We start from the raw sequence: 16,592 nt of genomic DNA, 5'->3' as shown, positions 1-16,592 counted from the left end.
TGCGATGGCCCTGTTTTTTGGGTTCTTGCTGTATAAGGTTTTAGTCTCTACCTTCCTGTTTGGTGGCAATGATTTTGGCTGCCCGGTCCACAATAATTTCAGCCAGGGCAAATTTGCTCATCTTTTCCAGCTTTTCGACACGGCCGTCTGCATAGAGCAGCGTGCCGATATTGGTCGTCCCCTGGAATCCGGCACCTTTGGCACTGACATCGTTGGCGACGAGCATATCGAGATTTTTCTTCTTCAGTTTCGCTGTTCCATATTCGATGACATTGGTCGTTTCCGCCGCAAAGCCAATGAGTACCTGGTGTGTTTTGCGCTGTCCCAGTCCATAAAGGATATCGGGGTTCTTTTCCAGCTTCAGATTGAGCACGTCATCATTTTTCTTGATTTTGTTCTTAGCCGGTGCTGCCGACCGGTAATCAGCAACAGCCGCAGCCTTGATGACCAGGTCACAATCATCGTAATAGGCATCGACGGCTGCTTTCATATCCCGTGTGCTGCCCACATCGATGCGGCGGCTGACACCCGGCGGTGTTTCCAGATGGTCATTGGACCCTGCGATAAGGGTCACATCAGCTCCAGCCAGTACAGCTGCTTTGGCCAGGGCAAAGCCCATGCGGCCGCTGGAATGATTTCCAATAAACCGTACCGGATCAATCGGTTCCCGTGTTCCGCCAGCCGTGACGATGACTTTTTTCCCTGCCAGGGTATTCGTGCGGCAAACAGTCAGTTCAATGCGGTCCACAATTTCTTCCGGTTCGGGCAGACGGCCAATGCCGATGATTCCACAGGCGAGATGCCCGCTGGCCGGTTCCATGATTTCATATCCGAAACGTTTCAGCCGGGCCATATTATCCTGTACGACCGGGTTCAGGTACATGTTACTGTTCATGGCCGGCACAAAGAGTACGGGAGCCTTAGTCGCCATGATGGTTGTCGATAACATGTCATCAGCTATGCCGCAAGCCACCTTGCCAAGAATATTGGCCGTCGCCGGGGCAATGACAAAGATATCAGCCCAACGGGCTAAGGCAATATGTTCCACATTAAATTCCGGCGTATCGCCAAACATTGATACTGCTACCGGATTGCCACTGATTTCCCGCATGGTCAGCGGAGTAATCAGTTTTGTAGCATGTTCCGTCATAATGCATTTGACTTCAGCACCGCGCTGACGCAGGAGGCTGGCGATATGGGCTGCCTTGAAGGCTGCAATACCGCCACAGATGCCCAGTACGACGCGTTTATTTTCCAACAGCATAGGATGCCTCCTTATTTGATGCCGGCCTTGGGAGCTTCATATGTAATCTTGCCCTGATCGATTTCTTCCATGGCGATAGATACTACTTTGGTCGTATCTACATCGACGAGCGGCTTATCGCCATCGGTAAGCTGACGGGCCCGTTTGGCTGCCAGTGTAACCAGCGTGTATTTGCTGTCTACCCGTTTCATCAAAGATTCCAGTGTCGGTTTAATTAACATGATGCATCTCTCCTATTTCTTGTATAAATCTCTAATAGCAGCAATTTTACAGGTATTGCGTGATGTCTTCATTTCTTCTGCCGTAAGGATGGCTGCCGCTTCATCTATGGACGAATCCAGATTGTCATTGACAATCAGATAGTCATACTGCTCTATCCATTGCAATTCGTCGCTTGCCTTCGAAAGACGGCCGGCAATGACTTCTTCTGTATCGGTCTTCCGGTCGCGCAGACGGCGGGCCAGTACATCCATACTCGGCGGCACGATATAAATGAATACCCCCTGAGGATACTTCTTCTTGACCTGCATGGCCCCCTGGATATCAATTTCCAGCATGACATGCTTTCCTTCCTTCAGCATGCGGAACACATAGTCCTTCGGCGTACCATAGTAGTGGTCGTAGACTTTGGCATGTTCGAGGAATGCATCCTGTGCCAGCAGCTCTTCAAAATGGGCATTATCAGAAAAGAAATAATTGATGCCATCCTGTTCGCCCGGACGGGGACTACGGGTCGTCATAGAAATAGAATAATTAATATTCGGGAACCGTTTGCGCAGGGCATCACAGATGGTGCCTTTACCGGCACCAGAAGGGCCCGAAACGACAACGAGCAAGCCCGGATCTTTCATGTTCATTACTTCCTTTCTCATTCTTCAGGCTCTGTGTCATCAGCCTCGTCTTCGCCAACGTGGAGTATGCGGTGGGAAATCGTTTCCGGCTGCAATGCCGACAGTATGACCTGTCCATTGTCCATCATCAGGACAGACCGGGTCTTACGGCCAAAGGTAGCGTCAATCAGGGAATTGCCTTCCCTCGCTTCCTGCACCAGCCGTTTTATCGGCGCCGATTCGGGGCTGATAATTGCCACGACCTTATTTCCCATCACCATGTTGCCAAAGCCTATATTCAGTAAATTGAAGTTCATCTCGTCTCCATCATTCAATATTCTGTACTTGTTCTCGTATCTTTTCAATTTCATTTTTCAAACGCAGTACCTGTTCCGTTACCTGAAGATCCTGCGCCTTGGAACCGATGGTATTGGTTTCCCTGTTCATTTCCTGAATCAGGAAATCGAGCTTTCGTCCCGTATCACCATGGGCCTCGAGAAGTCCTCTTAATTGTAACACATGACTGCGGAAACGGACAACTTCTTCTGTAAAATCCACTTTATCCGCATACACAGCCACTTCCTGCAGCAGTCGGTCCTGTTCCGGCTGTGCCTGCAGCTTTTCCAGGATAGCCGTCATCTTTTTCTGCAGCCGTTCTTCATACTGCTGAATAATCAGAGGCCTGCGTTCTGCAATGGATTCGATGATATCTGACATCGTATCGGCCCGTCGGAGAAGATCGGCCTGTATGTTGGCTCCTTCCCGTTCCCGCATGGTCATCATCCCCTGCAGGGACCGGGCCAGGCTCTGCTGGAATACGGGGCGGCAGGCATCGGCATCAATCACAGGAGGTTCCTGGCTGAACCAGTCCGTATTGAGAGATATGATATCGGAAAGCGTGACAGGCGCTCCGTCAAAGAGTTTGTTCTTGGCAGCGGCCAGGGCATCCCGGCAGGCTGTCAGTGACGCATAATCAATTTGTATCCGCGGCGTTTCCGGTGCCAGATCCTGGACGGTTACAAAAACGTCCACCTTGCCACGGTGCAGTTGTTCCTTGATCCCGTTGCGAATCGTGTCTTCCAATGCCAGATACGCATGGGGCATCCGTATATTCAACTCCAGGAACCGTTGATTCACTGACCTCATTTCAATCGTAACGGATATCCGCCCATCACTGGCCGTACCAGTGCCAAATCCGGTCATACTACGCAATATTCACGACCTCCTTCAAATATCCTGTTCAAAGCTTCATTATAATCTATTTTTCATCATTTTTCCAGATTACAACAGGACTCCGTTGCCGGATACGTCCTGTTTTTGTATCAGCCTGCTCCAGGCATCAGAAATGGCTGCAAATTCATCCAGTGAAAACGTTTCTCCCCGGCGGCTGCCATCGATTCCGCTGTCTGCAAGAATCTGCTGTATATCCTCCTTGCGTATGCCCGCACTCTTAAGCGTATTGGAAAAGGTCTTGCGGCGCTGGGAAAAAGCGGCTTTGACGACCTGGAAAAAACGTTTTTCTTCCAACACTGCCACCGGTGGCTGTTTGCGCACGTCCATGGCAACGACAGCCGACGTGACTTCCGGTGCCGGCATAAACGCCCTGGGCGGGATTTCAAAGAGGATTTCCGGTTCCGTATAATACTGGACAGATACGGAAAGAGCGCCGTAGATTTTGCTTCCCGGCCGGGCTGTCATCCGTTCGGCTACTTCTTTTTGTACCATGACGACAATCCGTTCAATAGGCAGTTTCTGTTCCAATAATTTCATGATAATCGGTGTCGTAATATAGTATGGCAGATTAGCACAGACTGTAAAGGGCTGATGACCCATCGTTTCTTCTATATCGATTTTCATGATATCCCCATGGACAATGCGGACATTGGGATAATGCTCCAGCGTTTTATCCAGAACCGGCAGAAGGCGCGTGTCGAGTTCAACAGCCGTGACAGCCGCTCCCGTTTCGGCCAGAGCCTGAGTCAGCGTACCGATGCCGGGACCGATTTCCAATACCGGACTGCCCGGTTCTAATCGGGCTGCATCAGCAATATCGGCGACGACACTGTGACGGATGAGAAAATTCTGCCCCAGTTTTTTACTCATGTGGAGGCCGAACCGCTTGACAATATAATGGACGACTTCCGGTTTAGCTAAATCAACGTCTTTCATGTTCTGTCTCCTCTTCTATCTGCTGCAGGGCATCGAGCCATTCTTCCCGGCTGACGCCATAGTGATTCAGACGACGTAAAAACTGCTTGGCATTGCCGTATCCGATTCCCAGGACAGCTCCGACGGCCGCCCGGCGTTCCGCTGCATCGGGTCTCCCATTAAGGCCGGCTGCCATGATATCGGCCATGCTGAAGATATCCTCCGGAGTAAAGGTGGCACACCGTGTCTTGGAAAGGGCCAGCCGGATGGCTTCGGGAGATGCCTGTTCCACTCCCAGGTCATCATTGGCAATGGCATCCTTCCGTGGTATAAACGCATGTTTGGCCTTGGGGAACCGCTTGCTCAGGAACCGGCGGATCCGTTCGCCCGCCTGGTCCGGATCGGTCAGGATGATGATGCCCCGCTTTTTGTACGCACAGGCTATCTGCCGCAGCGTATCGGGGCGCAGGGAAAATCCATCGGTGGTAATCATGTCGGCATCAATATGACTAGCGCGGATGCGTGCGACATCACTGCGGCCTTCGACGATGAGAACTTCTTTTATCATAGTCCCGCTCCTCATTTATTTTCCAGAATGTACCGGGCAGCGCTCAGGACAGCCAGCACATTGTGTTCAAATACGATTCCCCCCTGCAGGTAAATCATGTAAGGTTCGCGGATGGGGCCGTCTGCAGACAGTTCGATAGACGAACCTTGTACGAAATCGCCTGCTGCCATGATGATTTTGTCCGCATATCCGGGCATATCGTCCGGAATCGGGGTGACGTGGGCATCGACCGGTGAAAACGTCTGGATACCCTGGGCAAAAAGGCACATGTTTTTTTCGTTTTCCAGATAAATCGTCTGGATCAGGTCGGACCGGGGTTCATCAAAAGCCGGTGATACGTGAAAACCGATACGGTCAAAGACAGCTGCCGCAAAGACAGCGCCTTTGATAGCCTGGGCCGTCACATGGGGAGCCATAAAGAAGCCCTGGAAAAATAAACGGTATCCATAGGCATAGGAGCCGAGTTCTCCTCCCAGACCAGGGGCAGTCAGGTAATCGGCTGCCGCATCGACCAGGTCTGCCCGGCCGGCAATATATCCGCCCGTCGGGGCTATACCGCCGCCCGGGTTCTTGATAAGCGAACCGGCCATGATATCGGCACCTGCTTCGATAGGTTCTTCTTCAGCGGCAAATTCGCCGTAGCAGTTATCGACGAAACAGATGGTGTCGGGGCTGACTTCTTTGACCACTCCGATAATCGCCCGGATATCGGGAATCGTCAGGGTAGCCCGTGAGCTGTAGCCCCGCGAACGCTGGATGAGGACCAGCCGCGGCTGTTTTTCCTGACAGGCTGTCCGGATACCATCCAGATCATAGGCATTCTGTTTCAGCGGCACTTCTTCATACAATACGCCCTTTTCTTTGAGAGAATGCGGGGTGTAACGGGCGTAACCGATGACTCCCTGCATCGTGTCATAAGGGGCCCCGATCAGGGACATCATGCAATCGCCCTTCCGGAGCAGCGCACAAAGGACCGTAGCCAGTGTATGCGTACCCGAAACAAAATGTGGCCGTACCAGTGCTTTTTCTGCTTTGAAGACCGTCGCAAAAACTTCATCCAGTTTTTCCCGGCCCATATCGCTATATCCGTACCCCGATGTACCAGAAAACTGGTAAGAGGAAATCTGTGCTTTTTTATAGGCATCGAGAACCTTCTGTGTATTGTGAAGAGCAATCGTATCAATGCGTTCAAACTGGATGGCACAAGCGGCCATCGCTTCTTTACGTATCGTTTCCAAATCGAAAGACAATATGTCAGATCCTTTCCTGCAATTCAAAAAATAAAGAGATTAACCGATAGGATGTTCTGCCATCCAGCCATCCGTGTCTCTCATGACGGCTGCTGCCAGTTCTTTTTCCGAAGCATAGTCCTGTTTGGCATACCAGTGTATGTACGGCATGCGTTTAAACCAGGTAATCTGCCGTTTGGCAAAGCGGCGTGTGCGTTTTTTGATTTCCTCAGCCGCGTCTGCCAGGCTGATTTTTCCCCGGACGTACAATGCCAGCTCTTCGTATCCAATAGCTTTCATAGCCTGCGATGCCGGGGAAATTCCTTTCTGAAGCAATCCGACGACTTCATCAGGCCAGCCCGCATCGAGCATCATATCGACCCGCTTTTCAATGCGATCATATAATACTTCTCTGGGAAGGCTGAGGCCGATGACATAGGCATCATATCTCACCTTATGTCCATGACCAGCCCGCACGAAAGCAGCTCCTTCTCCTTTATCCACAGCCACCATCAGCCGCACCAGACGGTGCGTATTGGCCAGCAGTTCATGCCAGTCAGCCGGCTGCCACTGCGTCTGTTCCATAATATACGTCCTCAGTTCCTGTTCTGTCATCGCCTGAATATGTTTTCTGGCGCATTCCCGTTCTTGTTCCGTAACGGCCGACCCTTCAAAGTCAAAGCCTTCGAGAAATGCCTGCACATAAAGGCCCGTCCCTCCCACCAGGATAGGGACTTTATGTGTTTCATTGAGTGTATGGACTGTCTCAGCGGCCATGTCACAAAAACGGGCCGCCGAATACGGCTCATCGGGACTGGCAATATCAATGAGATGATGGCGGAACCGGGATAATTCATCCTGTGTCGGTTTGGCCGTGCCGATATCCATTCCCCTGTATATCTGATAGGCATCCCCTGAAATGAGTTCTGTATGGTAATGGTCCGCCAGGTAGAAACTAAGAGCCGTTTTTCCTACTGCCGTCGGACCAGCAATTGCAATAACCTTATCCATGAATGTTCCCTTCTAAGACAGCATAACGGACGCGGCTGTAACGGCCGCCCATAATCCGGGCCGCTGGAAATGCCTGCAGCAGTGGCTGCAGGAACCGGCCTTTGACCACGACCCGCTTCGATAGGTGCATCGCCCGTTCCAGTGACGCTCTTGTCAGTTCTTCATGGTCCATGATAGCCCGGACCGGCTGGAACTGACAACTTGCCTGTACAGGCTGGCTGAACATGGGATCAAAATAAATGATATCATATGTTTCCCGGCAATTCGCCAGATAGGTACGATAATTTTCATTGTATAACCTGATCCGGCGCAGCGCTTCTGTTACGTCGCACTTGTCATGCACGTAATGGGAAAATCCCCATCCGGTCACAGCGGCCATCTGGGGTACTGCTTCCAGTGCCGTGATGGCGGACCCTGCGGGCAGGCCAAAAGAAGCTACAATAGAATCCGCTCCGAAGCCACAGGTCGCATCCAGCACGGAAACAGACCGTTTCGCGCCAAAAGCTTCCAGCAGATGATCCGCCTTTCCCTTGCGCAGCTGCTGGATCCGCAATTCGGCCATGTTCAGACTAAAAAAATGTTTCCCTTCATCCCGTTCGATGACCGGTCCCCGGCTGGTATAGATAAGCAGGTGCTCCGTCCCGTAACGCCGGCACAGCTGTTCAACCGTCCGACCTCGCCGTGGTACAAAAACAGCTCCTATAGACTCAGCCCATGACTCCGCTTCCTGGCTGAGTGTACCTTTTGCCTTCAGGGAGGGCACTACATACAATTCCGCCATCATGTCCGCTTAAACAATTTAGCCAGATCATCGGGCGTAAACCGCACAATAATGGGCCGCCCGTGGGGGCATACATAGGGTTTTTCCGTATGGAATAAATCTTCGATGAGCTGCTTCATCTGCCGGATATTGAGCCGGTCTCCCGCCTTGACCGCCCCGTGGCAGGATAAATATGCCAGAGAGCGATGGCGGAGTACCGCCTTATCAGCCACATCATTTTCATGGAGAAGACGGCAGATATCCTGCAGTGAATCAGCAATGTCACTGGTCTTCAAATCGCAGGGGACTTCTTCGACGCGGAGTGTCGATGGCCCGGCAACAGAATAGGTATATCCCAGATCGTTGAATACATCCTGTCGTTCTGTAAGGAGAATCATGTCTTCCGGATCCACCTCTACAAATTCCGCCGTAAGCAGCTGCTGACTTGGCATATGTTCCACACGATGGCAGAATGTATCATAGCGGATCCGTTCATGGGCAGCATGCTGGTCGATAATATATAAATCCTGCCCCTTCTTGGCTATGATGAAGCAGTCCGCTACTTCTCCCAGAGGAATGAATACATCGTCATCTCCCTCAAAGGTAATCCGTGGCTGCTCCGGCTGGTCTCCTTCAGCACCAGCCTGCCCGCCTTCGTTCAGTGCCCGGGAGAACCGCTGTTTTTCGCTAGTATCAGACACGCGCGGTTTCCAGCCATCAGAAATGGCAGTTGTATGTTCATGGAGAATCCCCGTCGCAGCTGGTGCCGTCATGTTCTGACCGGAAGCAGGGCGGATGTCAGGCCCGCCTGAAGCCGGTGCTGCCCATACGGGACCATCTGGTCCCTCCCGGAAAGGTTGATTCTCTCCCGATGAGGGTGCTGATATAGAGGCAGATTCTGTCATGGAGACTGGTGATGTCTTCTCTTCTGCCGGCTGGGAAGGAACAGCCCCTTCCTTGGGAGCAAATAGTGTCGCATCGGAAAAAGGTGTTTCCTGGATAACAGCAGATTTCTTTGCTACCGCAGCCGGGGCTGCAATCTGTTCCGGTTTTTCCTGATCGACGAGCGCCGTAATGATACTATGATACAGGGCCCGGTAAATCTGCTGTTCGTCAGAAAACTTGATTTCCGTTTTTGCCGGATGGACATTGACATCGATACTAGCCGGATCGACGTGGAGATGCAGCATAGCAAAAGGATATCCCGATTTGGGCAGCATCGCATGATATGCATTGTCAATCGCTTTGAACATGAGGGGATTGTGGACAATGCGCTGATTGACGATGCACGTCTGCCAGGAACGGGAACTTTTAAGAACCGATGGTTTGCCTACGTATCCTTCGATCTGCACGTTGTCGTGGTCATAAGTAACAGGGAAGATTTCCCGTGCTACACCGGCACCGTAAATATTGGCAATCGTTTCCTTTAAATCGCCGAGACCGCCTGTATGGAGTGTGGTCCGCCCGTTATTGATAAACGTAAATTCGATTCCCGGCTGGGCCAGAGCCAGTTTCGTAATCATTTCACTGATTTTTGAGCTTTCCGTCCGTTCACTTTTTAAAAACTTTTTTCGTGCCGGCGTATTGTAAAAGAGGTCACTGACCTCCATCGTCGTGCCGGCAGCCGCTCCGGCCTGATCTTCTGAGGTAATGACGCCCCCGTCCAGGACGAGGTGCACGGCAAATTCATCTTCCGGCCGCCGCGTCGTAATCTGCATATGCGAGACGGCGGCGATACTGGGGACAGCTTCGCCGCGAAACCCCAGAGAGGTGATGGCAAATATATCTTCGACGGAACTGATTTTGCTCGTAGCATGGCGGATAATGCACTTACGCGCATCTTCCCGGCTCATGCCGCAGCCGTTATCCGTAACCCGGATATACGATGCCCCGCCTTCCGCTATTTCCACCTCAATGGCGCTGGCACCAGCATCAATAGCGTTTTCTACCAGTTCCTTCACGCACGAAGAAGGCCGTTCTACTACTTCCCCGGCCGCGATTTTATTGCGTGTCGCTTCGTCGAGAATATTGATGATTGAATTCAACTCCTGCCACTTCCTTCCTTAGCTTCTTTCTGCAGCGTATACAAAAAGGAAATTGCTTCAATAGGTGTCATGCTCGTCACATCGACAGATAACAGGTGGTCGATGACCGGATTGGTAAACAGACTGTCTTCCATAGGAGCCGGCAGTGCCTGTGCAGAATGTACCGGTACAGCCGGCTGGGCTGCTCCTCCGGCTTCCAGTCCCGTCAGGATGACATCGGCCCGTTTCAATAATTTCTCCGGCAGTCCTGCCAGACGCGCAACATGGAGGCCATAACTCTTATCGGCTCCACCTGGCACGATACGGCGCAGGAATTTGATACTGCGTCCCCGTTCCTTTACCGCAACGGTGTAATTTTTTATTTTATCTGATTCATCAGCCATAGCGATGAGTTCGTGGTAATGTGTAGCAAACAGCGTCAGGGCATGAATCTGCTGCAGGCAGTATTCAATGACGGCCTGGGCAATGGACATCCCGTCAAAGGTGCTCGTACCGCGGCCGATTTCATCGAGGATCAGCAGGCTGCGGGACGTGGCATGTTTCAAAATATACGATACTTCCTTCATTTCCACCATGAATGTACTCTGCCCTGTCAGGATATCATCACTGGCGCCAATGCGCGTGAAAATCCGGTCTACGGGGCAGATGGAGGCTTCCCGGGCCGGTATGAAGGAGCCGGCCTGGGCCATGAGCACGAGAACAGCCACCTGGCGCATATAGGTCGATTTTCCCGCCATATTGGGGCCGGTAATGATCAAGACTTCGTGATCTTTATGGTTGAGCGTCACATCATTAGGGACAAACAATTCATCCTTCAGATATTTTTCGATGATGGGATGGCGGCCATCGCGGATGGTCACCGACTGATCCCGGTTCAGGCCGGGACGGATATAGTGGTTTTCATGAGCCGCCCTGGCCAGGCTGTACAGGCAGTCAATCTGGGCAATAGCCCGGGCTGTCTGCTGCATAGCCGGGATATAGACCCCGATCTGCTGGCGGATCTGGCCAAACAACTGATATTCCAGTGTCAGCATACGTTCCTGACTGGTCAGGACTTTGACTTCAAACTCTTTTAATTCCGGCGTAATATATCGTTCGGCATTGACCAGAGTCTGCTTACGCACGTAATAATCCGGTACGGGTTTCGTGTTGGCATGAGAAATTTCAAAATAGTAGCCGAACACCTTCGTATAGCCGATTTTCATTTTTATGCCAGTTTTTTCTTTTTCTTTTTCTTCTAGTTCCTGTAAAAAGGCGTGACTGTTGGCGGCAATGGACCGGATTTCATCCAGTTCTTTAGAAAATCCATCGCGGATAACGCCGCCATTGCGTATGACCACGCCGGGATCGTCTTTAATGCCCCGGCACAATAGATCATATACTTCCTGATGCTCTGCCACCTGGTTGTTCAGCCGTTTCAATAAGTCACTGCCGGCTCCATCCAAAATTTGTTTCAGCTGCGGTATCACCGACAGGGACTCCCTCAGGGCTACCATATCTTTTGGGCTGGCCGTTCCCGTTTCGACACGTGTCAATATCCGTTCAAAATCATAAATCCGGTCCAGTATATCGGACAAATCCTGCCGCATAATTTCGTGACGCACCAGTTCTTCTACCGCATCCTGGCGGAGCACAATATCAGAAATGCGCAGGAGTGGCGCTTCCAGCCATTTCCGCAACAGTCTGCCGCCCATGGCAGTGTGGGTCTTATCAAGGACATCGAGAAGCGTCCCTTTCCGGCCGCCATCGCGTACATTCTGGGTAATTTCCAGATGGCGGATGCTCGCCGCATCAATGACCAGACGCCGTTCATTATCGATGCGTTCCAGATGGTTGATATGAGAGATATCGGACTGCATGACCTCACTGACATAGGATAAGAGCATGCCGATGCAGATAGCTGCATCATGGGCGGCATCAAGGTCTTCCTTTTTAAAATATGCCGCAGCTTTTTCCCCATAATCGCAGTCATCCTCTGCTTCAAAAGGCGTGACCGTGCACTGGGACATGTGGCTTTTCAGGTACTGCAGCACCGTATCGATCTGCTTACCCAGACGATAATAAATCAGCTCGCTTGGTTCATAGACAGACAGGATATCAAACAAGCTGTCTTCCATAGCAGTCACGGCACATACCGACCAGAGGCATTCTCCTGTCGTCACATCCATAAGAGCAATGGACAGGATGTCATTTTTTTCCGTCAGGCAAGCGATATAATTATTTTTCTTGGAAGCGACGGCATGTTCCAGCGTAATCGTTCCCGGCGTAATGACTTTAATGATTTTCCGCTTGACGATGCCTTTGGCCAGCTTAGGGTCTTCCATCTGTTCGCAAATGGCTACCTTGTATCCCTTATGGACCAGCCGTTCAATATAGGTATCAGCCGAATGGAACGGAACACCACACATGGGAACCCGTTCTTTATTACCGCCAGCCCGACCTGTCAGAGTCAGATCCAGTTCCCGTGATGCCGTCAGGGCATCGTCAAAAAACATTTCATAAAAATCGCCAAGGCGGAAAAATAGTATTTTATCTTTGCATTGTTCTTTGACCTCGAGATACTGTTTCATCATCGGAGTCAGTTTTGGCGTGTCAGGCAAAATATACCTCCCTACATATTGGATTCATGCACTATATGTCCCTTAAGTACCCATGTTTGTCCTTTATCGACCATGACCGGTACGGTGTCGCCGATGGCTGCTGAACCATCATTTTCCCAGATAATCATCTTATTGCCCGTCGTACGGCCGAACCAGTGATTTTTGTCATTTTTAGTCGGTCCTTCCACGATGACATCATAGATATGGCGTTCCATGGCCTGATTTTTCTTCAGGCTGTATACATTCTGTACATCCATCAGGCGCTGCAGACGGCTGCTCTTGACTTCCTGGGGAATCTGGTCTTCCATAGTGGCCGCCGGCGTACCCGTCCGCGGCGAATACATGAAGGTATAAGCCATATCATACTGGCAGCGTTTCAGGAACTGGAGGGTATCCATAAACATTTCTTCCGTTTCACCAGGAAAACCGACGATGATATCCGTCGTCAGCACCAGGTCCGGAATGCGTCTGCGGGCATAGTCCACCAGATCCATATAATGTTCTACCGTATAGCCGCGGTTCATTTTTTTGAGCAAGGCATCGTTCCCGCACTGGATGGGAAGGTGCATGTGATTGACGACTTTATGGCATTCAGCAATGGCGTCGATGGCATCGTAATTCATATCCTTGGGATGGCTTGTCATATAGCGGATCCGTTCGATGCCATCTATTTCATCGACAGCCCGGAGCAGGCTGGCAAAATCATCGTGGCTGGACAAATCCTTCCCATAGGAATTGACGTTCTGTCCTAAAAGAGTAATTTCTTTGTATCCCGCATCGGCAACACGCCGGACTTCTTCCACGACAGACTGGACCGGACGGCTGACTTCCCGCCCCCGCACGTAGGGAACGATACAATAGGTGCAAAAATTGTTACACCCGTTCATAATGGGAATCCAGGCAAAAAATTTCTGGAATCGCTTGGCCGGCAGTTCATGAAATGCCGGTACATGCATATCCGATGCCAGATAATGTTCTTTTTTCTGCTGCCGTTCCTTAATGAGATCAATCAGGGTATGGATATTATGCGTGCCAATGACCAGATCGATATGAGGAGCCCGTTTGAAAAGCCGGTCCTGCCATTCCTGTGCCATGCATCCCGTCACCGCGATGATCAGATCCGGATTCTGATTTTTTAAGTGCTTCAGTTCGCCAATTTTTCCCAGCGTCTTATCTTCTGCCGTTTCACGGACACAACAGGTATTCAATAAAATCACGTCCGCCATAGTGAGTTCGTCCGTCTGGCGATACCCCAGCTCTTCCAGCTGTCCTGCATAATGCTCGGAATCACTCTGATTCATCTGGCATCCATAGGTCTGGATAAAATAAAATTTCTCATTCTGTATCATACTATATTCCTCAGTTCTTTATATTGGATAGGTTATCCTGGATTTTCATTTTTACACTCTATAGTACCACATATCTGAGACTCTGAACAGGGCTGAAAGAAATTACTGGCCCCGGCATTCCGCAATCACAGTAAAACGTATCAGGCCGGGCAGCGAACATACAGTCCCGGCAGGATTTCTTCCACCAGGTTGTGCAGCATCAGGTTAAGCAATATACAGCTGATATCTGACGCAGCAAGACCGGTCTGTATGACCAGCTGCTCCACAGGCAGGGCCTGCGATTCCTGAAGTGCCTCATAGATCTTCCGCTCCGCATCAGACAAGGTACAGACAAAGGTACAGACAGACTTGCCTTTCTCTGATTCCACATGCTGCCAGCCGTATTCCTCCAGTACATCAGCTGCACCGGTCAGGATAATGGCTCCGTTCCGCAAAAGCGCATGAGTTCCCTGACTCATGGTAGAAAAAATACTGCCCGGCACAGCAAAGACGTCCCGTCCTTCTTCCAGAGCGAAATCGGCCGTAATTAATGCTCCGCTCCGCGCTGCCGCTTCGACGACGATGACACAGCGGGCCATCCCGGCAATGATCCGGTTGCGGGCTGGAAAATTACGTGCCAGCGGCTCCACGCCGAAGGAAAACTCACTGACAACGGCACCGCCGGCATCGCAGATTTCCTGGAACAGGCGCCGGTTTTCCGGAGGATACGTCCGGTCCAGGCCATTGGCAACGACGGCAATTGTCCTGCCTCCACCTCGGAGTGCACCTGTATGGGCCCGCGTATCAATGCCTCTGGCTCCCCCGCTGATAACAAAAACGCCCTGCCGGGCTAATTGCTCCGACAGGGTATGGGCAGCATTCAGGCCATACGGAGTAGCCTTGCGGGCTCCGACGAGAGCTGCTGTTTTATTATTCTGTGGCAGTATTCCCTGATAAAACAGGACGGCTGGCGCATTGTATGTCTGCCTGAGCAGTTCCGGATATGCTTTCTCCTGAAAGGTCACCAGATGTACCTGTCGTGAACGGAGCAGCCGTTCCTGCTCATCCCAGTCAAAGTGGTTGCGGGAAGTGTTGATGTGGCCGGCTTTCTGCGCGCCCAGACCGGCAGCTGCCGCCACGGCTTCTCCATCGGCCTGCCAGGCTTTCTGCGCACTGCCAAAGTGAGAAATAATATTCCGTATGCGCCTTGCTCCCAGGCCTTTTATCGATTGCCATGCTGCCATATACCGGCGTTCTTCCATGAGGTTCGCCGTTTCCACTGGCGTCACATCCTTTGCAGTTTATTTCTATAACTCAGCGCTTCGGCTACATGCTCCTGCCCTATTTCATCGCTTTCTCCCAAGTCAGCTATCGTGCGGGATACCTTGATGATCCGGTCGTAACTGCGCGCACTGAGTTTAAATTTATCAAATACCTCCTGCAGAAGCCTTCTGGCCTGTTCCGTCACACAGCACGTTTCCCGGATTGCCCGGTGTCCCATGTGGGCGTTGCAGAACATACCAAATGGCCGCAGTCGCTCTACCTGCCGTTTCCTGGCCGCCAGGACGCGCTCCCGGATTACACCGGACCCTTCCTGTGCCTCATCGGACACGAGTTCACGGTATAAGGGCCGCTCGACGCGGACATGCAGATCAATCCGGTCCAGCAGCGGCCCGGAAATTTTCCGCACATAACGGCGGATTTCCCCAGGCGTACAGGTACAAAGCTGGTCAGACCCGTAATTGCCGCAGGGACAAGGATTCATGGCGGCTATGAGCATATATTGGGCCGGATAGGTCAGGGAAGCGTGGACGCGGGCGATGTGCACGACGCCATCTTCCAGGGGCTGACGCATAACTTCCAGTACGGAGCGGGGAAACTCCGGCAGTTCATCCAGAAATAGGACGCCATTATGGGCCAGTGTAACCTCTCCCGGCCGCGGAATCGTGCCGCCACCGATGAGGCCGTTGACAGAAATCGTGTGATGAGGGCTGCGGAATGGCCGTTCTGTAATCATGCGGTTCTGATGGAACAGTCCCGCTACGGAGTAAATTTTCGTCACTTCCAGTGATTCTTCCGTATTCATAGGCGGCAGTATGGTCGGCAGACGTTTGGCCAGCATGGTCTTGCCGGCCCCCGGAGGTCCGATCATGAGTACGTTATGCCCGCCGGCGGCAGCAATTTCTAACGCCCGTTTGGCCAGAAATTGTCCCTGTACCTCGGAAAAGTCGATGGTATATTCCGGCCTTATTTCCTGCTGGTCATCGGACGGTACGGCCGCTTCCAGCCGTTCTATATCGTTCAGATGCTGTATGACATCGCGCAATGTGCGAACTGCATAGACCGTCATTTTACGGCACAACAAAGCTTCCGCCGCATTTTCTTCACTGATAAAAACCGTATGAAACCCGGCAGAAGCTCCTTTCAGAATCATCGAAAGAAGTCCCTTTACGGGCCGGATATGTCCATCCAGAGATAATTCCCCGATAAACAGGCAGCCTGCCGTTTTTTCTGCCTGTATCTGCCCGCTGGACACCATGATGCCGACAGCAATGGCTATATCCAGTCCGGTACTGTCTTTTTTGAGCTCAGCCGGCGCCAGATTCATGGTAATCCGCCGCATAGGGAATTCATACCCGCTGTTTTTCATAGCCGAACGGACCCGCTCTTTCGATTCTTTGACAGATGTCGCTGCCATTCCGACGATTTCAAATCCGGGAAGTCCGTTGGCGATATCCGTTTCTACGGTAATAATGTTGCCCATGAGTCCCAGCGTCGTCGCTCCATATACACTTGCAAACATAGGAAT

At 51.6% G+C, this 16,592-nt stretch carries 15 protein-coding genes; all 15 read right to left on the bottom strand.

Annotated elements, in window-relative coordinates:
• Positions 1–40: 40 nt before the first annotated feature.
• The 15 genes from coaBC to B2U90_RS05765 all read right to left on the bottom strand — a co-directional run bounded on the left by coaBC (position 41) and on the right by B2U90_RS05765 (position 16,586).
• Positions 41–1,264, bottom strand: coding sequence for a bifunctional phosphopantothenoylcysteine decarboxylase/phosphopantothenate--cysteine ligase CoaBC (gene coaBC, locus B2U90_RS05835; RefSeq protein ID WP_292017339.1), 1,224 nt, complete (start codon positions 1,262–1,264; stop codon positions 41–43).
• A gap of 11 nt (positions 1,265–1,275) precedes the next feature.
• Positions 1,276–1,485, bottom strand: coding sequence for a DNA-directed RNA polymerase subunit omega (gene rpoZ / locus B2U90_RS05830; protein ID WP_059075300.1), 210 nt, complete (start codon positions 1,483–1,485; stop codon positions 1,276–1,278).
• A gap of 12 nt (positions 1,486–1,497) precedes the next feature.
• On the bottom strand, positions 1,498–2,115 hold the full coding sequence (gene gmk / locus B2U90_RS05825) for a guanylate kinase (protein WP_059075301.1): 618 nt from the start codon (positions 2,113–2,115) through the stop codon (positions 1,498–1,500).
• 17 nt (positions 2,116–2,132) lie between these two features.
• Entirely contained in the window at positions 2,133–2,411 is a 279-nt protein-coding gene (gene remA, locus B2U90_RS05820) for an extracellular matrix/biofilm regulator RemA (RefSeq protein ID WP_059075302.1), read from the bottom strand.
• 10 nt (positions 2,412–2,421) lie between these two features.
• Positions 2,422–3,297, bottom strand: coding sequence for a YicC/YloC family endoribonuclease (locus B2U90_RS05815; protein WP_172793318.1), 876 nt, complete (start codon positions 3,295–3,297; stop codon positions 2,422–2,424).
• A 78-nt stretch (positions 3,298–3,375) separates the two neighbouring features.
• Positions 3,376–4,263: a 16S rRNA (adenine(1518)-N(6)/adenine(1519)-N(6))-dimethyltransferase RsmA gene (rsmA, locus tag B2U90_RS05810; protein ID WP_059075304.1), complete on the bottom strand. Its 888-nt coding sequence runs from the start codon at positions 4,261–4,263 to the stop codon at positions 3,376–3,378.
• Positions 4,250–4,810 carry a ribonuclease M5 gene (rnmV, locus tag B2U90_RS05805; RefSeq protein ID WP_059075305.1) on the bottom strand — a complete coding sequence of 187 codons (561 nt, stop codon included), beginning with the start codon at positions 4,808–4,810 and terminating at the stop codon, positions 4,250–4,252. The genes rsmA and rnmV overlap by 14 nt, the downstream gene beginning before the upstream one ends.
• Before the next feature lie 11 nt (positions 4,811–4,821).
• Positions 4,822–6,060, bottom strand: coding sequence for an aminotransferase class I/II-fold pyridoxal phosphate-dependent enzyme (locus tag B2U90_RS05800; protein WP_292017338.1), 1,239 nt, complete (start codon positions 6,058–6,060; stop codon positions 4,822–4,824).
• A gap of 39 nt (positions 6,061–6,099) precedes the next feature.
• Positions 6,100–7,050, bottom strand: coding sequence for a tRNA (adenosine(37)-N6)-dimethylallyltransferase MiaA (gene miaA / locus B2U90_RS05795; RefSeq protein ID WP_292017337.1), 951 nt, complete (start codon positions 7,048–7,050; stop codon positions 6,100–6,102).
• Positions 7,043–7,834: a class I SAM-dependent methyltransferase gene (locus B2U90_RS05790; protein WP_059075307.1), complete on the bottom strand. Its 792-nt coding sequence runs from the start codon at positions 7,832–7,834 to the stop codon at positions 7,043–7,045. The genes miaA and B2U90_RS05790 overlap by 8 nt, the downstream gene beginning before the upstream one ends.
• A complete protein-coding gene (gene mutL / locus B2U90_RS05785; RefSeq protein ID WP_292017336.1) occupies positions 7,831–9,855 on the bottom strand; it encodes a DNA mismatch repair endonuclease MutL in 2,025 nt (674 codons plus the stop codon). The genes B2U90_RS05790 and mutL overlap by 4 nt, the downstream gene beginning before the upstream one ends.
• Positions 9,852–12,428 carry a DNA mismatch repair protein MutS gene (gene mutS, locus B2U90_RS05780; RefSeq protein WP_292017351.1) on the bottom strand — a complete coding sequence of 859 codons (2,577 nt, stop codon included), beginning with the start codon at positions 12,426–12,428 and terminating at the stop codon, positions 9,852–9,854. The genes mutL and mutS overlap by 4 nt, the downstream gene beginning before the upstream one ends.
• Before the next feature lie 38 nt (positions 12,429–12,466).
• The gene (gene miaB, locus B2U90_RS05775) at positions 12,467–13,804 is read right to left on the bottom strand and encodes a tRNA (N6-isopentenyl adenosine(37)-C2)-methylthiotransferase MiaB (RefSeq protein ID WP_292017334.1); all 1,338 of its coding nucleotides are present in this window, start codon (positions 13,802–13,804) and stop codon (positions 12,467–12,469) included.
• 140 nt (positions 13,805–13,944) lie between these two features.
• Positions 13,945–15,063, bottom strand: a complete 1,119-nt coding sequence (dprA, locus tag B2U90_RS05770) for a DNA-processing protein DprA (protein ID WP_292017333.1) — start codon at positions 15,061–15,063, stop codon at positions 13,945–13,947.
• A gap of 5 nt (positions 15,064–15,068) precedes the next feature.
• Positions 15,069–16,586 (bottom strand): YifB family Mg chelatase-like AAA ATPase, encoded by a 1,518-nt coding sequence (locus B2U90_RS05765; RefSeq protein WP_292017332.1) that lies wholly within the window; start codon positions 16,584–16,586, stop codon positions 15,069–15,071.
• Positions 16,587–16,592 lie beyond the last annotated feature (6 nt).

The sequence above is a fragment of the Megasphaera sp. UBA4233 genome, from assembly GCF_002395615.1.
Lineage (GTDB): Bacteria > Bacillota > Negativicutes > Veillonellales > Megasphaeraceae > Megasphaera > Megasphaera hexanoica.
The sequence above is the reverse complement of the archived record's forward strand: the minus strand, read 5'-3'. Positions and strand labels throughout refer to the sequence as shown.